This is a genomic window from Rhodanobacter denitrificans, assembly GCF_003335105.1.
Lineage (GTDB): Bacteria > Pseudomonadota > Gammaproteobacteria > Xanthomonadales > Rhodanobacteraceae > Rhodanobacter > Rhodanobacter denitrificans_A.
The window spans coordinates 339232-361625 of record NZ_QFWQ01000003.1 but is presented as its reverse complement, the minus strand read 5'-3'; the positions used below and the strand labels follow the sequence as shown (position 1 = coordinate 361625).

Genomic DNA, 22394 nt, shown 5'->3' with positions numbered 1-22394 from the left:
CATGTTCCGACCGCTCGAACTCTTCATCGGCCTGCGCTACACCCGCGCCAAGCGGCGCAACCAGTTCATCTCCTTCATCTCCACCGTGTCGATCGTGTGCATCGCGATCAGCGTGGTCGCGCTGATCACGGTGATGTCGGTGATGAACGGCTTCGACTACCAGATGCGCTCGCGCATCCTCGGCGCGATCTCGCATGCCACCGTTTCCGGCGTCGGCCAGAGCGTGCAGGAGTGGCCGCGTGCCTTGCGGGTCGCCGAGGCGAACCCGCACGTGCTCGGCGCCGCGCCGTACGTGGAGAGCGAGGCGATGCTGCTGGCGCGGCGCTCCAGCGGTGCGCTGGTGCGCGGCATCGAGCCGGCGCAGGAGCCGAAGGTCGTCGACATCGACAAGCACATGATCGAGGGCAAGCTCGCTGAACTGACCCCCGGCAGCTGGAACATCGTGCTGGGCCGCGAGCTGGCGATGACGCTCGGGGTGGCGGTCGGTGACCGGGTGACCATGGCGGTGCAGCAGCTGCGCGCCACGCCGATGGGCAGCGTGCCGCGCATGCGCAGCTTCCATGTGGTGGGCACATTCGAGCTGGGCATGGAGCAGTTCGACTCCGGTCTGGCGCTGGTCAACATGAGCGATGCCGAGAAGCTCAACGACCTCGACGGGCCGACCGGCATCCGCTTGAAGCTCGACGACCTGTTCAACGCCCGGCCGGTCGCGCGCGAACTGGCCGACCAGCTGGGCCAGGTCTATCGGGTGCAGACCTGGATGGACACCAACGCGAACCTGTTCGCCGCGCTGTCGATGGAAAAGATGGTGATGTTCATCATCCTGTCGCTGATCATCCTGGTCGCGGTGATCAACCTGGTCTCGATGCTGATGATGCTGGTCACCGACAAGCAGGCTGACATCGCGATCCTGCGCACGCTCGGCGCAACGCCGCGCAGCATCATGGGCATGTTCATGGTGCAGGGCGTGCTGGTCGGCTTCGTCGGCATCGGCTTCGGCGTGGGCTTCGGCTCGCTGCTGTCGTGGAAGCTGCCGGGCATCATCAAGTGGATCGAGCACACCTTCCACGTCACCTTCCTGTCGCCGGACGTCTATTACATCAGCGAGGTGCCGAGCCGGCTCGACTGGCACGACGTGGGCTGGACCGCGCTGCTGACCTTCGCGTTCTCGCTGCTGGCCACCCTCTATCCCGCGTGGCGCGCCTCGCGCACGCAGCCGGCGCAGGCGTTGCGCTATGAATAAGGCCGTCATGAACCCCACGACCGAACACGTGCTGCGCGCCAGCCATGTCGCCAAGACCTACGACGAGGGCGGCTTGCGCACCGAGGTGCTGGGCGACGTCAGCTTCACCCTGAAGCGCGGCGAGACGATGGCGATCGTCGGCGCCTCCGGCTCGGGCAAGAGCACCTTGCTGCACATCATCGGCGGCCTGGACACGCTCACCGCCGGCGAGGTGGAAGTGGACGGCCGCGTGCTGTCGAAGCTGTCCGACGCCGAACGCGGCCGCGTGCGCAACCGTTCGCTCGGCTTCATCTACCAGTTCCACCACCTGCTGCCCGAGTTCACCGCACTGGAGAACGTGTGCATGCCGCTGCTGATCCGCGGCACGGCGATCGCCGAGGCGCAGAAGCAGGCCGCGGCCTTGCTGGAACGTGTCGGGCTGGGCGGGCGCACGCACCACAAGCCGTCCGAGCTGTCCGGCGGCGAGCGCCAGCGCTGCGCGGTGGCGCGCGCGCTGGTGACGCGCCCGGCCTGCGTGCTCGGCGACGAGCCGACCGGCAACCTCGACGAAGGCAATGCCGCGCAGGTCTACGCGCTGATGCTGGAACTCAACCGCGAGATCGGCACCAGTTTCGTGCTGGTCACCCACGATCCGCACCTGGCCGCGAAGATGGATCGCACCCTGGTGCTGCACAACGGCGCGCTGCAGGAAAGCCCGAAAGCCTGAACCTCGCCGGCGATGGCGGATGCCGGCGCCCGCCTACGCGTTTTTCATCCGCATCGCCGTCGCCGGGGCGCTAGGCTCGGGCTCTTCCAGGATGGACGGGCAGGCGGCATGAAGCGATTGACGGCGACCACCGCGGCGCTGGCCCTGCTGGCCGGCGTGCTGCTGGTGCAGTGGTTGCCGCAGCTGCCGCCGCGCTGGTGCCTGGTCCTGCCGTTGCCGGTCATTGCCGTGCTGGCCTGGCGCTGCCCGCGCTGGCGCTGGCTCGCGTGGCTGCTGTGCGGCGTCGTGTGGGCGGCGTGGCGCGGCGGTCTGGCGATGGAGGCGCGGCTGCCGCCGGCGCTGGAAGGGCGCGATCTCGCCGTCGTCGGCACCATCGCCGACCTGCCGCTGGCGCACCCGGATGCCAGCCGCTTCACGCTGCAGGTCGAGCAGGCCCGCGTGGACGGCGAACCGGTCGCGCTGCGCGGCCGCGTTACCGTGACCTGGTACCAGGATGCGCCGGCGCTGCCGCCGTGCAGCCGCTGGCGCCTGCTGCTGCGCCTGAAGCGGCCGCGCGGGCTGCTTGATCCCGGCGGCGCCGACAGCGAACGTTCGGCGCTGGAGCGCGGCATCGTCGCCACCGGCTATGTGCGCGACGATCCCGACAACGCGCCGCTCGGCGGCACGCACTGGTGCGTCGACGGCGTGCGCGACGCGGTCGCCCGCGGCATCGCGGCACGGGTGCCCGAGCGCCGCGACGCGGCCTTGCTGCAGGCATTCGCGGTGGGCGACACGCGCGGACTGCAGCCGCACGACTGGGCGGTGGCGCGCGCGAACGGGGTCTCGCACCTGATCGCGATCTCCGGCTTCCACGTGGGCGTGGCGGCGGTGTTCGGCGTGTGGCTGGCACTGCTTGCCTACGCGCTGTGGCCGCGGCTGGGCCTGTGGCTGCCGCGGCCGCAGGCGCAGGCCGCGGCGGCGTTGCTGGTGGCCGGTGCGTACAGCGCGCTGGCCGGGTTCGGCCTGCCGACCGTGCGTACCCTGCTGATGATCGCGGTGGTGGCGCTGGCGCGCTGCAGCCGACGCGCCGGCAGCGGCCCCCAGTCGCTGGCGCTTGCGATGATCGCGATCCTGCTGGCTGATCCGCTGGCGGTGCTGGCAGCCGGCTTCTGGCTCTCGTTCGTCGGCGTCGCGTTCCTGATGCTGTGCCTGCAGTCGCGCGGCCGCGGCCTGCGCGCGTTCCTGCACGAGCTGTCGGCCGGGCAACTGGTGATGACGGTGTCGCTGTTGCCGCTGACCCTGTGGTTCTTCGGCCAGGCCTCGCTGGTGGGTGCGCTGTCGAACCTGGTCGCCGTGCCGGTGGTCAGCTTCGTGATCGTGCCGTCGACCCTGGTCGGCATGCTGCTGCTGGGGCTGTGCCCGCCGCTGGCAGGCCCGGTGCTATGGCTGGCGGCGTGGATCGTGCACGCGCAATGGTGGCTGCTGGAGTACCTGGCGACCTGGCCCGGCGCGAACTGGTACCTGCCCGCGGTGCAGCCGCATGCGCTCGCGCTCGCCCTGTTTGGCGCGTTGTGGCTGTTCCTGCCGCGCGGCGTGCCGCTGCGCTGGCTCGGCTTGCTGCTGTTCCTGCCATTGCTGTGGCCGCCGACCTCGCGGCCGCCGGAGGGGGCGTTCCAGGCCTGGGTGCTGGATGTGGGGCAGGGCCTGTCGGTGCTGCTGCGCACTCGCGGGCACGCCCTGGTCTATGACGCCGGCGCGCGCTATCCGTCGGGCTTCGACCTGGGCGAGGCGGTGGTGCTGCCGTCGATCCACGCGCTGGGCATCGCGCGGCTGGACATGCTGATGATCAGTCACGGCGACAACGACCACGCCGGCGGCGCCGGGGCGGTGGCCGGCGCTTTTCCGCGGGCGCAACGCTACGCCGGCGAACCGTCGCGGATGCGCGTGCCAATGCAGCAGTGCGAAAGCGGCCAGACCTGGCAATGGGACGGCGTGCATTTCCGGGTGCTGGGGCCTCCCCACGGCGAGGGCGACCGCAAGAACGACAGCTCCTGCGTGCTGCTGGTCGAGGGGCGCGGCGGGCGCCTGCTGCTGGCCGGCGACATCAGCACGGCGACGGAACCCCGGGTGGCGGCGGCGCTGGGCCCCGGTCCGCGGCCGGTGCTGCTGGTGCCGCATCACGGCAGCAAAACCTCGTCAGGCGCAGCTTTCATCGCGGCGGTACAGCCACCGCTGGCGGTGGTGTCGGCGGGCTGGCGCAACCGCTTCGGCCACCCGAAACCGGAGGTGCTGGCGCGCTATGCGGACGCCGGCGTGCCGGTATTCAATACGGCGGACCAGGGGGCCATTCCGCTGGACTTCCCCGCCGATGCTCCACCGCGGCGCGAGGCCGGCTGGCGCCAGCGCCGGCCTCGCTACTGGCGCGAGTGAGGAATGCCACGCCTGCCGCAGTACGAACCGACGGGACTGCTATGATGCGCGCTTCCTGTCAGGTAGCGCATCCGGGGTCGAAAAGTGCTGGAAATTCTGATGGCTGGCGGGTGGGCGATGGTACCCATCCTGATCTGTTCGGCGATTGCCCTGGCGATCGTGCTGGAGCGTTGCTGGACCTTGCGCCGCAAGTCCGTGCTGCCGCCGGGGCTGGGCGATGAAGTGCGCGAATGGGCGCGTTCCGGTCAGCTCGATCCGGGCCATCTCGACGCCCTGGCCAGCGGCTCGCCGCTGGGCGAACTGCTGGCCTCCGCCCTGGTCGTGCGCCGGCAGTCGCGCGAGCTGATCAAGGAGCGCATCGAGGACACCGGCCGGCACGTCGTCCACCGGATGGAGCGCTATCTCAACACGCTGGGCACCATCGCGCTGATCGGTCCGCTGCTGGGCCTGTTCGGCACCGTGATCGGCCTGATCCGCATGTTCATGGAAGTGATGGCCGGCGGCATCGGCGATCCGGCCAAGATGGCCGGCGGCATCGGCGAGGCGCTGATCTGCACCGCGTCAGGCCTGACCGTGGCGATCCCGGCCTACGTGCTGCACCGCTACTTCCGTTCGCGCGTGACCGGCTATCGCGTGGAGATGGAGAAGCAGGCCACGGCCCTGCTCGACGACCTGACCCTCTCTCCCTCGGCGGCCGTGCCGGTGCGGCCGCGGCGCACCCCGGCGCCGTCCACGCCGGGCGCAGGCTGAGCGCGCCCATGCGTATCGGCAACGACCGCCGCGGCGACGAGTTCGAGATCAACGTGATCCCGTTGATCGACGTGCTGCTGACCCTGCTGATGTTCTTCGTGCTGACCAGCACGTTCGTGCAGCACTCGCGCCTGCAGGTAACCCTGCCGCAGGCGAGCACGCAGGATCGCGACATGAACGCCCCGGCGCTGACCGTGATGATCGACCGTGACGGCCGTTTCTTCGTGGGCAGCGACGAGGTGATGGGCGAGGGCATCGAGGCACTGAAGCAGACCATCGCGCGCAACGCGGGCGACGACCGCGAGCGCCAGGTGACGATCCGCGCCGACGCGAACACGCCGCACCAGCACGTGGTCACCGCGATGGACGCGCTGGGCCAGCTCGGCTTCACCCGGCTGTCGATCGCCACGACACCGAGTAAGCCGGGCGCAGCGCGGTGAGCGACGCGAACAAGAGCGTCTCGATCTGGGATGCGGAGTCCTGGCGGATCTACAAGCGCCTGCTCGGCTATACCTGGCGTTACTGGGCGGTGGGCCTGGTCTCGCTGTTCGGGATGCTGGCCGATGGCGCCGGTCAGGCGATTTTCACCAACCTGTTGAAGCTCATCACTGACGACTTGTTTGCTAAGAAGGACCCGTACCTGATTTTCTGGATGCCGATCTGGATCATCAGCATCTTTTTCGTGCGCTCCGTCGGCACCTTCGTCAGCAACTACGGCATTTCCTACATGGGACGGCACGTGGTGCAGGCGATCCAGCAAGATGTCTTCGATGCCTACCTGCGACTGCCGGCAGCATTTTTCGGTGCCGAGCCGTCGGGGCAGCAGATTTCCCGCATTACCTATACCAGCGAGCAAGTGGCCGCAGCGGCGACCGACTCGATAAAAACGGTGGTGACCGACGGATTCACCGTCATCGCCATGCTCGCGGTAATGCTCTACAACAGCGTCTATCTAACGTCGGCGCTGCTGGTGATGGTGCCGGCGATCGCATTGATCGCCGCCATGGTGAGCCGGCGCTACCGGCGGATCAGCCGGCGCATCCAGGGATCGATGGGTTCGGTCACCGGCACGGTGGAGGAATCGGTCGGCGCGCATCGCGAGGTGCGTGTCTACGGCGGCCAGGCGCATGAGAGCAACCGCTTCAGCGAGGTCACCCGGCGCACGCGTGGGCTGAACCTGAAGATCGCGGCGACCAATGCCACGTCCAGCTCCACCATTCAGCTGGTGGCCGCCAGTGCGCTGGCCGCGCTGGTGTTCCTGGGTACGCGGCCGCGGGTCCTGAATGAAATGTCGCCGGGTGTGTTTCTGGCCGTGCTGACCGCGATGGGCATGATGCTGCCCGCGCTGCGGCGGCTTGCCAATGTGCAGGCGAACGTCCAGCGCGGCCTGTCCGCGGCCGAGGATCTGTTCGAGATCATCGACCTTCCGCCCGAGCCGGATGACGGCACGCTGCTGCTGGGCCGCACGCGCGGCGAGCTGTCGATGCAGGGCATCCGGCTGGTTTACCCGCGCAGCGAGGTCGAAGCGCTGCGCGGTGTCGACCTGCATTGCGCGCCCGGCACGGTGACCGCGCTGGTCGGTCGCTCCGGCAGCGGCAAAAGCAGCCTGGTCAGTCTGCTGCCGCGGTTCTACGCTCCGAGCTCTGGCCGCATCATGCTGGATGGCGAGAATTACGAAAGTTACACGCTGGCCTCGTTGCGCCGGCAGATCGCCTGGGTCGGTCAGAGCGTGGTGCTGTTCGACGACACCGTGGCCAACAACATCGCGTACGGCGAACTGGCCGGTGCCAGCGAGGCCGACATCGTTGCCGCCGCCGAAGCGGCGAATGCGATGGAGTTCATCGCGCGCATGCCGCAGGGCATCCATACCCAGGTCGGGCAAAGCGGCAACATGCTGTCGGGCGGCCAGCGCCAGCGCATCGCGATCGCCCGCGCGATCCTGAAGAACGCGCCGATCCTGGTGCTGGACGAGGCGACCAGCGCGCTGGACACCGAATCCGAGCGCCTGATCCAGCAGGCGCTGCAGCGGCTGATGAAAGACCGCACCACGCTGGTCATCGCGCATCGCCTGTCCACCATCGAGGGTGCCGACCAGATCGCGGTGATGGACCAGGGCCGCATCGTCGAACGCGGCACGCATGCCGAATTGCTCGCGCTCGGCGGACACTACGCGGCGCTGCATCGCATGCAGTTCCACGACCATGCGGCCGAGCAGGCCGGCGACTGAGGAAGCACCCATGGCGCTGATCGACACGCTCGAATCAGCCTGGTACGGCGGCGGCCGGGCACCGTGGTGGACGCGGCCGCTGGCGATGCTGTACGGCGGCGCATCGCGCCTGCGCCGGGCGCTTTACCAGGCCGGCTGGCTGCGCCGCGTGCGCCTGCCGGTGCCGGTCGTGGTGATCGGCAACATCAGCGTGGGCGGCACCGGCAAGACGCCGCTGACGATCGCCGTGGTCGACGCCCTGCGCGAACGCGGTTACCGGCCCGGCGTGGTCAGCCGCGGGCATGGTGGCAGCCGACGCGAACCGCTGTTGCTCGGCGACGCGCCGGATCCCGCACAGGTCGGCGACGAGCCTTGCCTGATCCGCGCCAGCGGCGTGCCGGTGGCGGTGGGGCGCGACCGTCCGGCTGCGGCGCGGCTGCTGCTCGACGCCGGCTGCGACGTGCTGGTCGCCGACGATGGCCTGCAGCACTACCGCCTGGCGCGCGACGTGGAAATCTGCGTGATCGACGGCATGCGCCGCTTCGGCAACCGCCGGCTGCTGCCGGCCGGACCATTGCGCGAACCGCTGGGCCGCTTGCAGCGGGTGGACCTGCGCGTGTGCAACGGAGGCGCCGCCGAGCCGGGTGAATACCCGATGCAGCTGTGCGGCGGCGAGGCGGTCGCGCTGGACGATGGCCGCACGCGGGCATTGGCGAGCTTCGGCGGCCAGCGCGTCCACGCGGTGGCGGCGATCGGCAATCCGCGGCGCTTCTTCGACAGCCTGCGCGCGGCGGGCATCGAGGTGATCGAGCATGCGTTCGCCGATCACCACGGTTTCGTTCCGGCGGACCTGGACTTCGCGGACGGCCTGCCGGTATTGATGACCGACAAGGATGCGGTCAAGTGTCGGCGCTTCGCCCGGGCGAACTGGTGGCGGGTGCCGGTGCAGGCGCAATTGCCGGCAGCATTTTACGAGGCACTGGGCGAGCGCCTGGACGGTTTGCGACGCGAAACGAGCTCGCCGGCCACATAGACCCTGCGCGCCAGCCCCCCGCCGATCCAGTAGCACAGCTCGGCCGGCTGGCGCACGTTCCACGCCACCAGGTCGGCGCGCTGGCCGGCCGCCAGCGTGCCGCGGTCGTGCAGGCCCAACGCGCGGGCCGCGTTGGCGGTGACCCCGCGCAGCGCTTCCTCCGGGGTGAGCCGGAACAGCGTGCAGGCCATGCCGGCGGCCAGCCGCAGCGACAGCAGCGGCGAGGTGCCGGGGTTGCAGTCGGTGGCGATCGCGATCGGCACGCGCTGTTCGCGCAGCGCCGCCACCGGCGGCAGCTTCGTCTCGCGCAGCGCGTAGAACGCACCGGGCAGCAGCACGGCGACGGTACCGGCTGACGCCATCGCCTCGATGCCCGCCTCGCTCAGGTGTTCCAGGTGGTCGGCGGAGAGCCCGCGGTATTCGGCGACCAGCGCGGCGCCGCCCTGGTCGGACAACTGCTCCGCATGCAGCTTCACCGGCAGGCCGAGCTGTTTCGCGCGCTCGAACACGCGGCGGGTTTCCTCGCGGTTGAAGCCGATGCCTTCGCAGAACGCATCGACCGCATCGACCAGGCCTTCGGCGGCGAGCGCGGGCAGCATCGCGTCGCAGACCAGCGAGACGTAATCGCCGCGTCGGTCGCGGAATTCCGGCGGCAGCGCATGCAGGCCGAGGAAGCTGGTGCGCACGCTGATGCCAAGCTCGCGGCCGAGCCGTCGCGCCACGCGCAGCATGCGGCGCTCGGTCTCCAGCTCCAGGCCATAGCCGGACTTGATCTCCAGTGTGGTCACGCCGTCGGCCAGCAGGGCCTGCGCGCGCGGCAGCGATTGTGCGAACAGCTGCTCCTCGCTGGCGGCACGGGTGGCATTGACGCTGGAGGCGATGCCGCCGCCGGCGTGGGCGATCTGTTCATAGCTGGCACCGTTCAGGCGCAGCTCGAATTCGTGCGCGCGGTCGCCGCCGAACACCAGGTGCGTATGGCAGTCGACCAGCGCCGGCGTGACCAGCGCGCCGTCCAGCGATTCGACTACAGCGGCGAGCGCGTCGGGGGCGTCCGGCAGCGTGTCCATGCGGCCGACCCAGGCGATGCGGCCGTGATGCAGCGCGATCGCGCCGTGCTCGACCAGTCCGTACGGCGCGTCACCGGCGAACGTGGCCAGGTTGGCATTCAGCAGCAGTCGATCCCAGCGGGTCTCGTTCATGTCGGCACCGATTCCGTGTGGATGCTCAGGGTTGCCCAGGCGCAGGCGGGCGGGTCGGGGCGACCGGTTCGCCGAACGCGCTGGTGTGGCCGCCGGGCGGCAGCGGCTCGTCGGGCTCGTCCCCGCTTTCGCCGGCCGACGGAGGGCTGGCCTGCTGGCGCTCGAAGTCCTGCACCATGCGCTCGGCGAAATCGCGGTATACCGGGGTGGGGCAGAACAGCGACGACGCGGCGCGCGCGAGCAGGCAGGCGGCCATGATCGGGATGACCATCTCCTGGTTGTCGGTCAGCTCCATCGCGATCACTGCCGAGGTCAGCGGCGCGCCGGTGACGCCGGCCAGATACGCGCTCATGCCCAGCAGCACCACCGCGGCGGCGGGAGCGCCGGGCAGGAAGTGCGCGATGTTCTGGCCCAGCCCGGCGCCTACCGCCAGCGCCGGCGAGAAGATGCCGCCGGGAATGCCGGCCCAGTACGAGACCACGTTGGCCGCGAGCTTGGCGATGCCGAAACCCTGGTCCGGCATGCCGGCCGTGGCCTGCACGATCGCGCGGGCCTGGTCGTAGCCGGTGCCGTAGACGCTGCCGTGCGTGCACACGCCGAGCAGCGCCAGCGCCAGGCCGCAACCGGCGGCGAAGCTCACCGGCCAGCGCTCGCGCAGGCGACCGACCTGCGCCAGCGGGCCGTGCCGGCTGAGCAGGATCAGCCGCGCGAACAGCCCGCCGAGCAGGCCGCAGACCACGCCGGTCAGCAGCACGGCGAGCCAGGCGTGGCCCAGCGGCAGGCTCGCCTCGACCTCGCCGAAGTAGGAGTAGTTGCCCATGATGCCCAGCGAGACCACGCCGCCGATGATCACCGCGGTGAGCAGCAGGCCGCTGAAGCGGTGCTCGAACGTGCCGGCCAGCTCCTCGATCGCGAACACCACGCCGGCCAGCGGCGTGTTGAACGCGGCCGCGATGCCGGCGGCGCCGCCGGCCAGGATGAAGCGCGAGGCGGCCTTGGGGTCGCTGAAGCCGAAGCGGCGGCCGAGCGAATAGAACAGCCCGGCGCTGACGTGCACGGTCGGTCCTTCGCGGCCGATCGAGGCGCCCACGGCGAGCGCGATCAGGGTCAGCGCCATCTTGCCCGCGGCAATCGGCAGCGCCAGCATCCGCTCGCGGAAACCCGCATCCTCGATGTGCAGCGTGGCGATCACCTGCGGGATGCCGCTGCCGCGGGTCGCGCGCAGGCGTCCCGCGGTGACCCAGGCGAGCAGGCCGAACACCAGCGGAGTGAGGATCAGCGGAATCCAGCTGCCATGGCCGAGGATGCCGAGAAACAGATGGTAGGACCAGGTGCTGGCCTTGGCGAACAGGATCGCCGTCAGCGCCACCAGCACGGCGCCGGACCACAGCACCAGTCGGCGCTTCCAGTGGTGCGGTGCGAAGAATTCGTGCCCGAGCAAAGATTGCAGGCGCGGGTTGGCGGACTTCATTTCGGGTTCGGGCGGCTTGGGCATGGCGCGATTATCGCAGACTCGCCGCCGAGGGCATTCCGCAGGTCGCGATCAGCGCGGCCGCCAGCGGGTCTCGTACAGGTCGAAGCGGCGGTCCTTGAGGTTCTGCACCGCGCCCGCGTTGCGCGCGCTGGCCAGGCTTTCCAGGCGCAGGTCGGCGAACAGCACGGTCTCGATGTTCGGCGTGGAATCCGCGGCGATGCCGTCGCGCGCGAACGGGAAGTCGCTAGGCGTGAGAATGCAGCTCTGGCCGTACTGGATGTCGAAGTTGTTGACGCCCGGCAGGTTGCCCACGTTGCCCGACAGCACCACGTAGCACTGGTTCTCGATCGCTCGCGCCTGCGCGCAGTAGCGCACGCGCAGATAGCCCTCGCGCACGTCGGTGCAGAACGGCACGAACAGCATCAGCGCGCCCTGGTCGACCAGATAGCGCGCCACCTCGGGGAACTCCGCGTCGTAGCAGATCATCACCCCGATCGGGCCGCAGTCGGTCTGCACGGTGGCCGCGCTGTCACCGCCGGTGATGTTCCACACGTTGCGCTCGCTCGGCGTGGGGTGCAGCTTCTCGCGCTCGTGCAGCGAGCCGTCGCGCAGGCACACGTAACAGACGTTGTGGATGTCGCCGTTGGCCTGCTCGGTGGGATGCGTGCCGGCGATGATGTTGATGTTGTAGTGCACCGCCAGTCGGCTGAACAGTTCCTTCACCTGCGGCGTGTACTGGCTCAGCTTGCGGATCGACTCCACCGGCGACAGCTCGGTGTTCTCGATCGACAGCAGCTGCAGCGTGATCAGCTCGGGGAAGGTGACGAAGTCGGCGCTGTAGTCGGCGGCGATGTCGGTGAAGTATTCGACCTGGGTGGCGAACTCCTCGAACGAGGTGATCCGGCGCTGCTGGTATTGCACCGAAGCCACCCGCACCGAGTCGGGCAGCAGCCGGGCCGAGGTGACCGGCGGGATATCCGGCTGGTCGAGCAGTTGCGGGTTGCGCCAGACCAGGTGCGCGGCATAGCCCAGTGATTCGTGGTCGGACGGCACATAGGCGCGCAACACGCCGATCACCTCGAAATCGTTGGAAAGCTGGAAGCTCAGCGTCTGGTCGCGGCGCCGGCCTTCCACCACCGCCTGCACGTAGGCCTCGGCATTGCCGTAGCGCTGGATGTTGCGGGCCAGCCCCGGGATGCGTCCGCCGAAGACGATCCCGCGCAGCTTCAGGTCGACGCACAGCCGCTTGCGCGCCTGGTACAGCCGCTGGCCGATGCGCATGCCGCGATAGTCCGGGTGCACCACCACTTCCATGCCGTACAGCCAGTTGCCGTCCGGCTTGTGCCGCGAGCCCATGCCGCCGCCGGTGATCTGCATCCAGGTATGCGGCGCCAGCGCGGTGGCCTCGTCGATGCGGAAGGTGGCGCAATAGCCGACGATCGCGCCCTCGTACTCGACCACGAACTGGCCTTCGGGGAAGTGCGTCTGCTGCGAGCGCAGCATCTCCGCCGAGTGGCCCCATTCGGGCGTGTAGATCCGTGCGGTGAGTTCGACCAGGGCCGGCACGTCGGCGGGCACCGCCTGGCGCAGCAGCAGTTTCGGCTTGTTTTCGCTGTTTTTCCTGACCATCGCCCGAGTATGCCCGCGGCGGGGTGAAGGCGATTTCACCTCCCGGTTACACTGCGCGGCATTGCCATCCGGAGCCGGAACCATGAGCAGCAACGCCATCGCCCACTTCAAGGCCGGCCATGCATGGCGCGGCGATGGCTGGCAGGCCGATGCGGTGCTGGGCGTGGATGCGGGCGGGCGGCTGCAGGCCGCGCTGGAGCCGGGCGGTGCGACGCTCGGCCGCTGGGTGTTGCCCGGCATGCCGAACCTGCACTCGCATGCGTTCCAGCGCGCGATGGCCGGCCTGGCCGAACGCAAGGGAAGGGCCGACGACAGTTTCTGGAGCTGGCGCGAAACGATGTACGCGTTCGCCGCCACGATCGGCCCGGACGAACTCAAGGCGATCGCCGCCCAGCTCTACGTCGAGATGCTCAAGGCCGGCTACACCAGCGTCTGCGAGTTCCATTACCTGCACCACCAGCCGGATGGCACGCCGTACGCGTCGCCGGAGGCGATGTCGCTGGCGCTGATCGAGGCGGCGCGCGAGGCCGGCATCGGCCTGACCCTGCTGCCGGTGCTGTACATGAGCGGCGGTTTCGACGGCCGTGCGTTGAGCGCGCGCCAGCGCCGTTTCGGTCATGTGGTTGATGCCTGGCTGCGCCTGCTGGAGACGCTGCGCCGGCAGCAGGGCGACGAGGTGTGCGTGGGCCTCGCGCTGCATTCGCTGCGTGCGGTGCCGGAGTCGGCGCTGCGCGAGGTACTCGCCGCCGAGCCGGCCGCCACCGGCCCGATCCACATCCACATCGCCGAGCAGGTCGGCGAAGTGCAGGACTGCGTGGCCACCCGCGGCGCGCGGCCGGTGGAATGGCTGTTCGCGCATGCTGCGGTGGACGCGCGCTGGTGCCTGGTCCACGCCACCCACCTCACCGCGGCGGAAACCGCGCAGCTCGCGCGCAGCGGCGCGGTGGCCGGGCTGTGCCCGACCACCGAGGCGAACCTTGGCGACGGCCTGTTCCCGCTGGCCGATTATCTCGATGCCGGCGGGGCGCTCGGCATCGGCTCGGATTCGCACATCTCGATCTCGCCGGTGGAGGAACTGCGCTGGCTGGAATACGGCCAGCGCCTGGCCACCCGCCATCGCAACATCGCCGCGCGGCACGAGGGCGACAGCGTGGGCGAGACGCTGTGGCGCGCCGCGCTGCATGGCGGTGCGCTGGCCTCGGGCCGGCCGGTCGGCGAGTTGCGCAACGGTGCGCGCGCCGATTTGATCGTGCTGGACGAGGACTCGCCGCTGCTTGCCGCGCGCGAGGCGCGCTCGGTGCTGGACAGCTTCCTGTTCGCCGGCAACACGCCGCTGGTGCGCGACGTGATGGTGGGCGGGCGCTGGCAGGTGCGCGACTTCCGCCATCGCGACGAGGAGCGTATTGCGGCGCGGTATCGCGGCGTAGTATCAAGGTTGCGCTGATTCCGCGGACCGGCGCCGGTGCCCGCCAGCGGGTTCAGCGGCAAGGCGTGTCGAAGGGGCAGTCGGTCATCTCACGAGTCAACCAGGGGAGAGTTGCCATGCAAGGTTCTGCCGATCTGGGCAAGTTGGTGCTGCGTGTCGTGCTGGGCGTGTTGATCCTGTTCCATGGCGTGTCCAAGCTGATCCACGGACCGGGCTACGTCATCGGCGTGGTGACCGGAGCCGGCCTGCCGTCGTTCGTGGCCTACGGAGCGTACGTGGGCGAGGTGGTGGCGCCGCTGCTGCTGCTGGTCGGGTACTGGACGCGGGTGGGTGCGCTGATCATCGTGGTAAATATGCTGTTCGCGTTCGGGCTGGTGCATCTGGCCCAGCTCGCCACGCTGGCCGACACCGGTGGCTGGGCGTTGGAGCTGCAGGGCATGTACCTCGGCACCGCGCTGGCGATCATGCTGCTCGGCGCAGGCCGCTACAGCCTGGGCGGCGCGAACGGCCGCTGGAACTGAGCGCGTCCTGGGCCTGAACGGCCGCCATCCGGCTGCGGATCGGCGGTCGTCGCGCTGCGCGCTGCGGCGTTACGGCGAACACATCCCCCATGAGGAGTGTTCCATGCGCCGCATCGTTTCCATCCTGTGTTCCACTTTGCTGCTGGGCGCGGGCCTCGCACTGGCCGGCTGCGTCGTGGTGCCCGCACGCGGGCCGGTGCGGGTCTGGGTGCCCGGCTACTGGGCCAACCCGCACGTGTGGGTGGAAGGACACTGGCGCTATCGCTGAGTGCCACGGGTGCTGCACGGGCGGGAGCGGATTTGCCACACTGGCGCTTCCCCTCCCGACCCGGAGCGCACGTGCGCCCCCATCCGTTGCTCGCCGTGGGACTGGCGCTGTGCTCGGCGCTGTTCTTCACGCTCACCTACGTGCTCAACCGCAGCATCGTCGCCGGCGGCGGGCATTGGGCGTGGGCGGTGATCCTGCGCTACCTGATCACGCTGCCGCTGCTGGCCATGGTGCTGCCGCTGCAGGGCGGGCTGGGCGAACTGCCGCGCGAGCTGCGCCGGCACGCCCGGCCCTGGCTGCTGTGGAGCAGCGTGGGGTTCGTGCTGTTTGGCGTGCCGCTGACCTGGGCGGCGAGCAGCGGGCCGTCGTGGCTGGTCGCCGGCAGCTTCCAGACCACTGTGCTGGCCGGGCCGCTGCTGGCGCCGCTGATCTATCGCGACGAACGGCGCCGGCTGGCGTTGCGCACGCTGGCGCTCGGCGCGCTGATCGTGGCCGGCGTGTTCGCGCTGCAATGGGGCCATGCGCAGGGCCGGCTGCATGCCGGCGATTGGCTGGCGATCGGCGCGGTGGTGCTGTCCGCATTCGCCTATCCGCTGGGCAACCGCAAGCTGCTGTTGCACCTGGAACACTGCGACAGCCGCCTCAACGCGGTGCAGCGGGTGTTCGGCATGACGCTGTGCAGCTGGCCGCTGTGGCTGCTGTTCGCGCTGGTGGCCTGGTTCACGGTCGGCCCGCCGACGTGGCGCGAGGCGCTGCTGGCCGGCGGCGTGGCGCTGTCGTCCGGCACCGTCGCCACGATCCTGTTCTTCCGCGCCACCGACATGGTGCGCCGCGAACCGACCGCGCTGGCGGCGGTGGAGGCGATGCAGGCGGCCGAACTGCTGTTCGCCACGCTGCTCGGTGTGCTGTTCCTCGGCGAGGCGTGGCCGCATGGCTACGCTGCGTTCGGCGCACTGGCGATTATCGTCGGCATCGCGCTGTTCGGCTGGTTCAGCGGGCGCGGCGCGGCGGGGCACGACGAGGAACTTCGCGCGCTGCGCGGCGACCGCAGCGCCTGAGGCCGGAGCGTCATCCATCGTTCGGCCGTCTCGCTCTATCCTTGCCGGGTTGAGCCACCGGGGTGAGCGAAATGAAGCATGACGCGGAGCCGGAAGCGGCGGGACCATTCGAAGCCGAGGCGCCGGCGCCGTACATCCACCATGGCACGCCCGCGTTCCGCCGCACCAACCTCGCGCTGTTCGCGGCCGGCTTCGCCACGTTCGGACTGCTGTACTGCGTGCAGCCGCTGATGCCGGAGTTCAGCCGGCACTACGGGGTGAGCGAGGCAGGCGCGGCGCTGTCGTTGTCGCTCACTACCGGCGTACTCGCGTTCGCGATGCTGTTCGCCGGCGGGTTGTCGGATGCGTGGGGGCGCAAGCCGGTGATGGTGGCCTCGCTGCTGGCCTCGGCGCTGCTGGTGCTGGCCAGCGCAGCGATGCCGACCTGGAGCTCGCTGCTCGTGGTGCGCACGCTGCTGGGGCTTACCCTGAGCGGCCTGCCCGCGGTGGCGATGACGTATCTCGGCGAGGAGATGGACGCCGAATCGATCGGCCTGGGCATGGGCCTCTATATCAGCGGCAGCGCGGTCGGCGGCATGGGCGGCCGGCTGATCTCCGGCGTGCTGGCCGACTTCTTCGGCTGGCGCATCGGCGTGGCGGTGGTCGGCGCGATCGGCGTGGTGGCCGGGCTGGTGTTCTGGCGCGCGCTGCCGCCGTCGCGGCATTTCACGGCGCAGCCGCTGCGCTGGCGCACGCTGCTGGGGCGCTTCGCCGGCATGTTCCGCGACCGCGGCCTGCCGTGGCTGTTCGTCGAGGGCTTCCTGCTGCTCGGCGCGTTCGTCACCGTCTACAACTACCTCGGCTACCGGCTGATGGCGCCGCCGTACGGGCTCAGCCAGGCGGTGGTCGGGTTGATCTTCGCGATCTACCTGATCGGCACGTTCAGCTCGGCATGGATGGGCCACCTGGCCGGTAAGCTCGGGCGGCGCAAGGTGCTGTGGACGGCGTTCGCGCTGATGCTGGCCGGCGTGGCGCTGACCGTGGCGCGGCCGTTGCCGCTGATCATCCTGGGCATTGTGGCGATCACGTTCGGCTTCTTCGGCGGCCACTCCATCGTCAGCAGCTGGGTCGGCCGGCGCGCCGGTGCGGCGAAGGCGCAGGCCTCGTCGGTATACCTGTTCTGCTACTACATGGGCTCCAGCATCGCCGGCGCCAGCGGCGGCCTGTTCTACGCATTGCACGGCTGGAACGGGGTGGCGCTGTTCACCGGCGCGCTGGTGCTGGCCGGCCTGCTAATCGCGTTGGGCCTGGTGCGGTTGAAGCCACTGGTCGACGTGGCCACCCCGCCCACGCCGATGAGCAAGGGGGCGATGGGGTAGGAGCGCTCTGCTCCTCCCCCTGCTGGCAGGGGGAGGCAGGGAGGGGGTAAAGCTCTTGATCTGAAGTCCGAGCAAAAAGCACCCCACCCCAACCCTCCCCTGCGTGCAGGGGAGGGAGAAAAGCTTCAGCGCGACTCGGGTTTCAGCACGTCCTTCACCGCGTCGTAGTCGCCGTCGTTCGCGGCGGCGGGGAGGCCGAGCAGGTGGGTCATCAGCGGGTACACGTCCACGTTCGGAAACGCCGGCACCTTCGCGCCGGCGCGGAACGCGGGGCCGTGCGCCACGAACAGCGCCTGCATCAGCGGCTCGGCGTTGTCGTAGCCGTGCTCGCCCATGCTCAGCCGGCCCTTGCGCTTCGCCGCGTAGTCGCTGGTGGTGATGCGCCAGTGCACGTTCGCCAGGCACAGCAGCTGCGGCACGCGCGGGTTCCTGCCGTAGGCCAGCCGCGCCGGCACGCGGGTCTTGTCCCAGCACTGCATGTGCGGGTGCGGCTGCTCCAGGGTCTGCTCGACCTTCGCGAAATCGGCGCGCGCCTCCGTGCTGTCCGACGTCGGGTTGAAGCCGGCCAGGATGCCCATGCTCACCGTCTGCACGCGGTCGAGCGGGACCAGTTCGTCGATCATCACGCTGTTCGATTCCGGCACGCCGGCCATGCCGTGGTCGGACAGCACGATCAGGTTGATCCGGTCGAACAGGCCGCGCTGCTTCAGGCCGTCCACCAGCCGGGCCAGCGCCGCGTCGGTGTCGCGCAGCGCCGCGTCCACCTCGGGCGAGTCCGGGCCGTGGACATGCCCGGCGTGATCGACCTCATCGAAGTACAGGGTGAGGAAGCGCGGCCGCTCGGCGACCGGCAGGTCCAGCCACGCCAGCACCTGGTCCACCCGCTCGCCGGCCGTCACGCTGCCGTCGAACGGCTTCCAGTAATCCGGATGATGGCCGTGGATGTCCGCTTCCGAGCCGGGCCAGAACATGGTGGCGGTGCGCACGCCATGCCGGTCGGCGGTTTCCCAGAGCGGCGTGCCCTCGGCCCACCAGCGGCCGTCGCTGACCGCCTTGCGGCTGCCCAGCGAGAACTTGCCGAGCTGCGGGTCGAACATGGTGTTGTTGACCACCCCATGGTGGTCGGGGGTGAGGCCGGTGACGATGGTGTAGTGGTTCGGGAACGTCAGCGAGGGGAACGCCGGCTGCATCGAGGCGGCCTGCACGCCGCCCTGCGCCAGCATCGCCAGGGTCGGGCTGAGCCCGCGCTGCAGGTAGTCGTGGCGGTAGCCGTCGATCGAGACCAGCAGCAGCGGCGCCGGTTCGACGCTGGCAACGGTGGAGTTGCGGGCCTGGTGTTGCGCGGCGCAGCCGGCGCCGAGTGCCACCAGGGAACCCAGCAGCAGGCGAAACAGGATTTTCATGCGATGAGCCTTACGATCGGGACAGTTGCTCCCACATGATCGCGCACCCGTATGACCAAGACACGTCACTTCCGTCACGCCTCGTTCCGGCACGCCCTGGGTTTCGGCTTGCTGGCGTTCGCCCTGCCGGGCCTCGCCGGCGCGTGGCAGGCGACGACGCAGCCGCAGCCGGTGATCCGGCCGCTGCCGGCCAGCGTGCAGTACCAGCAGACCATGCAACAGCAGCAGACGCGCGACCAGCTGCAGAAGAGCCAGCTGCAGCAGCAGTTGCAGCAGGGCGTGGCGGACACCGCGAAGCGTCCCAGCGCGAACGACCCGCGCAGTCAACGCCGGCTCGATCAGGCCGATCGCGCGCAACGCGAGCGCGACCGCGCCAGCCAGCAGGATCTGCTCGACCGCGAGCGCGACGCCGCGAACCTGCCGCGCGTGGTGCCGCAGGCGGCGCCCGCGTCGTCCTCGCGCGACGGGCATTGACGCGGCGTTTCAGCCGAACAGGTCGCCGTGCGCGATGCGCTGTTCCAGGTTCAGCAGGTAGCGTTTCGTCGGCAGGCCGCCGCCGAAGCCGGTGAGGCTGCCGTCGGCGCCGATCACCCGATGGCACGGCAACACGATCGGCAGCGGGTTGCGCCCGTTCGCGGCGCCGACCGCACGCACCGCCAGCGGCTTGTCGATGCGCCGGGCCAGTTCGCCGTAGCTGATCGTCGCGCCGTACGGTATCCGCCCCAGTTCGTGCCAGACCTCCAGTTGGAACGTCGTGCCGACAGGATGCAGCGGCAGCTCGAAGTGCTGGCGTTCGCCGGCGAAGTATTCCTCCAGCTGCACGCGGGCGAACTTCAGCGGCGCGGCTGCGCGGACCCAGCCCGGATGCGCCTGCTTCGGATGGCGTTCGCGCTCGAACCAGATCTGGCGCAGGCCGCGGCTGTCCGCGACCAGGCGCAGCGTGCCGACCGGGCTGTCCATCTCGTCGTAGTGGATCGTGTCGGGCGGGTTAGTCATGCGATCGCTTCCGGTTTTTTCTGGCGTGCCGGCGACAACGCCTGCGAGGCGCCGCGCCACAGGTGGATCACCGCGTACGCGCGCCACGGGCGCCACGCATCCGCGCGTTCGGTCAGCGCTTTCGTGCCGAGCGGCGCGGCGCCCGGCGCCGCTTCCCGGCGCAGGATCAGGTCCGCCGCCGGGAACGCGTCCGGGTCGCCCAGCGCGCGCATCGCGATGTAGTGGGCCGTCCATTCGCCGATGCCGGGCAGCGCGACCCAGCGCACCACAAACGCGTCCAGCGATTGCCCCGCGCTGAAATCCACCCGGCCGTCCAGCAGCGCCTGCGCCATGCCGCTGATCGTCGCGGCGCGCGTCGTGGTCAGGCCGATCTCGCGCAGGTCCGCCTGCGCCAGTGCGGCCGGCGTCGGGAACAGCCGCTCCAGTTCCGGCAACGGCGCGACCGGCAGCGGCTCGCCCCAGCGTTGCACGATGCGCGTCGCCAGCGTGCGTGCCGCCGCCACGCTGATCTGCTGGCCGAGGATCGCGCGCACCGCGATCTCGAAACCGTCCCAGCCACCGGGCAGGCGCAGGCCGGGGTGGCGGGCGACCAGCGGGCCGAGCACGGCGTCGCGGCGGAACGTGTCCGCGATCGCCTGCGGGTTCGCGTCCAGGTCGAACATGCGCCGCAGCGTCGTCACCACGCCGAGCAGCCGCGTCGGCTGCGGACAATGCAGCTGCAGCCGCAGCGCGTGCTCTCCGCCGGGCCACGCGCTGAGCCGCAGCCAGCCGGGCGCATCCGCTGGGCCGAACACGCGCGCGTAGCTGCCTTCGTCGACGAGTTCCACGCCCGGCAGCGCGCGCGTGCGCAGGAACGCGAGCAGGCCCGGAAAGTCGTACGGCGGCCGATAGCTGAGCCGCAGCAGCAGCGGCGCGCCGGCCGCAGTGCGCGGATGCCGGCGCAGTTCGCGCGGCGCGATGCGGTTCGCCTGCGCGAACGCCGCGTTGAACCGGCGCAGGCTGCGGAAGCCGGACGCGAGCGCGACTTCCGTCACCGGCAGCGCGGTTTCCGTCAGCAGCTGTTTCGCGAACAGCAGCCGGCGCGTCGTGTGCACGCTGACCGGCGGCGCGCCGATGCGCTCGACGAACAGCCGGCGCAACTGCCGCGCGCCGATCCCGACGCGCGCCGCCAGCTCGTCCAGCGACTGCTCCGCCAGCACGCCGGCCTCGATCAGCTTCAGCGCACGCGCCACGACATGGTCGCCGCGCTGCCACTGCTCGTTGCCCGGCGCGAGTTCCGGCCGGCAACGCAGGCACGGCCGGAAGCCGGCCGCTTCGGCGGCGGCCGCGTTCGCGTAGTAATGCACGTTCTCGCGCTTCGGCGCCGGCGCCGGGCACACCGGCCGGCAATAGATGCCGGTGCTGCTCACCGCGGTGAAGAACAGCCCGTCGAAGCGCGCGTCGCGGCTGAGTCGGGCCTGTTCGCAGACATGCGGGTCGGGCAGTTCGTTCATGGCTGCAGGCTAGCACCACCCGCGCCGGCCGACTCGCCGTTTTCGGACATTAATGCCGGGGGCAAAACAGGCCGGTCGGGGCGCTAAGTTCGACCGGCCAGGAATCAGTTCGCGCGATCAATCCGCGCAAGCGCCGCGTGTGCTTCCCCGTGGAGAACCTCGAACAACCGTCGATCGGTTCGTCGTCCCGGCGAAAGCCGGGATCCAGTGCCTCAGGCTCCAGACGCCTGAAGTCGCTGGGTTCCTGCTTGCGCAGGAATGACGGCAATTTTTCGACGTCCCCCGCCGTATCTCACTTCACCGGCGCCATCAGGTGCTCGTACGGCGTGCCGGCCCACATGATGTACGGCGCCGCCGTGTCCGGATCCGCGTTCTTCGGATAGTTCGCATAGAACGCCGGGTCCGCGCCGACGATCATGAAATGCGGCCCGGTCTTGATCCAGTGATTGCCGCTGTCCGGTTTCTTCGCGTACGGATCCGTGTTGCTCGCATCCGTGCCGCCGGCCAGCATGTACATCATGCCGAGCTTGCCGGCCGGTGGCGGCTGGTGCGCCATGTACGCGTTCACCCATTCCATCGCGTTCTGGTCCATGCACATCGGATCCGGCCCCGGCGTTGCCGGGTTGTCCGGCATGCAGGTGAACCCGTTCGTGCCCTTGCGCAGCGTGCGCATCTTGCCATCCGCGCCCATCGCCACGATCGTCGCGTCTTTCGCGACGCGCGCCGGTGCCGCGTGCATCGCACTCGCGATCATTTGCGCGTCGCTCGGTGCGGGATGTTCCGCCGCCGGCACACTGCTACCGATGGCGAGCATCGCTACGGCGATGATGGCCCGGTTCCTCCAGTCTTGTTGTTTTCGGCTTGTGGTTTGCATGACAACCTCCTCAACGCGACTTGTGACGGTCGCCCCGGGGTCCCCAGCGGGAAGTCTGTGCTGGCGCCATGGCGCGGTCAATCGGCGCGATGGCCAGTCCGGATGGCGGCCGTTGGGGGACTCGCGCCGGCCTGGGCGGCCGTCCCGCATGGCTCAATCCATGCTTGGGTCGGCCAGCTCACGCGTCGGCAGCGGCGCTCCCGTCGAAGATCGCATCCGCTGCCGGATCAGCGCCTGCCGAGCATGGCCGACAGCACGCCGTCGCGGCGGATCAGGCCGTGGTACAGCGCCCCTTGGGCCTCGTGTGATCGGGGATGCGCGGCGGCGGGTTTTTTGGCCGTGCCGTCA

20 protein-coding genes are annotated in these 22394 nt (G+C 70.0%); 13 read left to right on the top strand and 7 right to left on the bottom strand.

Annotated features, from left to right (window positions below):
• Position 1: 1 nt before the first annotated feature.
• The 7 genes from DEO45_RS03975 to lpxK all read left to right on the top strand — a co-directional run bounded on the left by DEO45_RS03975 (position 2) and on the right by lpxK (position 8347).
• Positions 2 to 1243 carry a lipoprotein-releasing ABC transporter permease subunit gene (locus DEO45_RS03975; RefSeq protein WP_114340996.1) on the top strand — a complete coding sequence of 414 codons (1242 nt, stop codon included), beginning with the start codon at positions 2 to 4 and terminating at the stop codon, positions 1241 to 1243.
• 7 nt (positions 1244 to 1250) lie between these two features.
• Positions 1251 to 1949: a lipoprotein-releasing ABC transporter ATP-binding protein LolD gene (lolD, locus tag DEO45_RS03970; protein ID WP_114340995.1), complete on the top strand. Its 699-nt coding sequence runs from the start codon at positions 1251 to 1253 to the stop codon at positions 1947 to 1949.
• 108 nt (positions 1950 to 2057) lie between these two features.
• The gene (locus DEO45_RS03965) at positions 2058 to 4358 is read left to right on the top strand and encodes a DNA internalization-related competence protein ComEC/Rec2 (RefSeq protein ID WP_114340994.1); all 2301 of its coding nucleotides are present in this window, start codon (positions 2058 to 2060) and stop codon (positions 4356 to 4358) included.
• 99 nt (positions 4359 to 4457) lie between these two features.
• On the top strand, positions 4458 to 5108 hold the full coding sequence (locus tag DEO45_RS03960; RefSeq protein WP_114340993.1) for a MotA/TolQ/ExbB proton channel family protein: 651 nt from the start codon (positions 4458 to 4460) through the stop codon (positions 5106 to 5108).
• 8 nt (positions 5109 to 5116) lie between these two features.
• A complete protein-coding gene (locus DEO45_RS03955; RefSeq protein WP_114340992.1) occupies positions 5117 to 5548 on the top strand; it encodes an ExbD/TolR family protein in 432 nt (143 codons plus the stop codon).
• The gene (msbA, locus tag DEO45_RS03950) at positions 5545 to 7335 is read left to right on the top strand and encodes a lipid A export permease/ATP-binding protein MsbA (RefSeq protein ID WP_114340991.1); all 1791 of its coding nucleotides are present in this window, start codon (positions 5545 to 5547) and stop codon (positions 7333 to 7335) included. Before DEO45_RS03955 ends, msbA begins: the two co-directional genes overlap by 4 nt.
• Positions 7336 to 7345: 10 nt before the next feature.
• The gene (gene lpxK, locus DEO45_RS03945) at positions 7346 to 8347 is read left to right on the top strand and encodes a tetraacyldisaccharide 4'-kinase (protein ID WP_114340990.1); all 1002 of its coding nucleotides are present in this window, start codon (positions 7346 to 7348) and stop codon (positions 8345 to 8347) included.
• On the opposite strand, the gene hutI is transcribed toward lpxK, so the two are convergent.
• From hutI to DEO45_RS03930, 3 genes are read right to left on the bottom strand one after another with little or no spacing between them, the layout of a single operon-like run.
• The gene (gene hutI, locus DEO45_RS03940) at positions 8284 to 9546 is read right to left on the bottom strand and encodes an imidazolonepropionase (protein WP_114340989.1); all 1263 of its coding nucleotides are present in this window, start codon (positions 9544 to 9546) and stop codon (positions 8284 to 8286) included. The two genes, lpxK and hutI, sit on opposite strands and share 64 nt — an antisense overlap.
• A 25-nt stretch (positions 9547 to 9571) precedes the next feature.
• Positions 9572 to 11041: a chloride channel protein gene (locus DEO45_RS03935; RefSeq protein ID WP_114340988.1), complete on the bottom strand. Its 1470-nt coding sequence runs from the start codon at positions 11039 to 11041 to the stop codon at positions 9572 to 9574.
• A gap of 48 nt (positions 11042 to 11089) precedes the next feature.
• Positions 11090 to 12649 carry a bifunctional GNAT family N-acetyltransferase/carbon-nitrogen hydrolase family protein gene (locus DEO45_RS03930; protein ID WP_114340987.1) on the bottom strand — a complete coding sequence of 520 codons (1560 nt, stop codon included), beginning with the start codon at positions 12647 to 12649 and terminating at the stop codon, positions 11090 to 11092.
• An 82-nt stretch (positions 12650 to 12731) separates the two neighbouring features.
• Between DEO45_RS03930 and DEO45_RS03925 the strand changes: the two genes are divergently transcribed.
• The 5 genes from DEO45_RS03925 (at position 12732) to DEO45_RS03905 (ending at position 17280) form a co-directional block, all read left to right on the top strand.
• Positions 12732 to 14093 carry a formimidoylglutamate deiminase gene (locus tag DEO45_RS03925; RefSeq protein WP_114340986.1) on the top strand — a complete coding sequence of 454 codons (1362 nt, stop codon included), beginning with the start codon at positions 12732 to 12734 and terminating at the stop codon, positions 14091 to 14093.
• A 98-nt stretch (positions 14094 to 14191) separates the two neighbouring features.
• Positions 14192 to 14596 carry a DoxX family protein gene (locus DEO45_RS03920; RefSeq protein ID WP_114340985.1) on the top strand — a complete coding sequence of 135 codons (405 nt, stop codon included), beginning with the start codon at positions 14192 to 14194 and terminating at the stop codon, positions 14594 to 14596.
• Between the two features lie 103 nt (positions 14597 to 14699).
• A complete protein-coding gene (locus DEO45_RS03915; protein WP_114340984.1) occupies positions 14700 to 14864 on the top strand; it encodes a YXWGXW repeat-containing protein in 165 nt (54 codons plus the stop codon).
• Between the two features lie 71 nt (positions 14865 to 14935).
• Complete coding sequence (locus DEO45_RS03910) at positions 14936 to 15922, top strand: DMT family transporter (RefSeq protein ID WP_114340983.1); 987 nt, start codon at positions 14936 to 14938, stop codon at positions 15920 to 15922.
• A 71-nt stretch (positions 15923 to 15993) separates the two neighbouring features.
• Complete coding sequence (locus tag DEO45_RS03905; RefSeq protein WP_223250776.1) at positions 15994 to 17280, top strand: MFS transporter; 1287 nt, start codon at positions 15994 to 15996, stop codon at positions 17278 to 17280.
• Positions 17281 to 17405: 125 nt separating this feature from the next.
• Here the strand turns inward: DEO45_RS03905 and DEO45_RS03900 are convergent, their stop codons facing one another.
• Positions 17406 to 18683, bottom strand: coding sequence for an ectonucleotide pyrophosphatase/phosphodiesterase (locus DEO45_RS03900; protein ID WP_114340982.1), 1278 nt, complete (start codon positions 18681 to 18683; stop codon positions 17406 to 17408).
• Positions 18684 to 18734: 51 nt separating this feature from the next.
• Here DEO45_RS03900 and DEO45_RS03895 point away from each other — a divergent pair, with 51 nt between their 5' ends.
• Positions 18735 to 19157 carry a hypothetical protein gene (locus DEO45_RS03895; protein ID WP_114340981.1) on the top strand — a complete coding sequence of 141 codons (423 nt, stop codon included), beginning with the start codon at positions 18735 to 18737 and terminating at the stop codon, positions 19155 to 19157.
• Between the two features lie 9 nt (positions 19158 to 19166).
• On the opposite strand, the gene DEO45_RS03890 is transcribed toward DEO45_RS03895, so the two are convergent.
• The 3 genes from DEO45_RS03890 to DEO45_RS03880 all read right to left on the bottom strand — a co-directional run bounded on the left by DEO45_RS03890 (position 19167) and on the right by DEO45_RS03880 (position 22196).
• On the bottom strand, positions 19167 to 19679 hold the full coding sequence (locus DEO45_RS03890) for a methylated-DNA--[protein]-cysteine S-methyltransferase (RefSeq protein ID WP_114340980.1): 513 nt from the start codon (positions 19677 to 19679) through the stop codon (positions 19167 to 19169).
• Positions 19676 to 21172, bottom strand: coding sequence for an AlkA N-terminal domain-containing protein (locus DEO45_RS03885; protein ID WP_114340979.1), 1497 nt, complete (start codon positions 21170 to 21172; stop codon positions 19676 to 19678). Before DEO45_RS03885 ends, DEO45_RS03890 begins: the two co-directional genes overlap by 4 nt.
• Positions 21173 to 21464: 292 nt before the next feature.
• Positions 21465 to 22196 carry a hypothetical protein gene (locus tag DEO45_RS03880; RefSeq protein ID WP_223250775.1) on the bottom strand — a complete coding sequence of 244 codons (732 nt, stop codon included), beginning with the start codon at positions 22194 to 22196 and terminating at the stop codon, positions 21465 to 21467.
• Positions 22197 to 22394 lie beyond the last annotated feature (198 nt).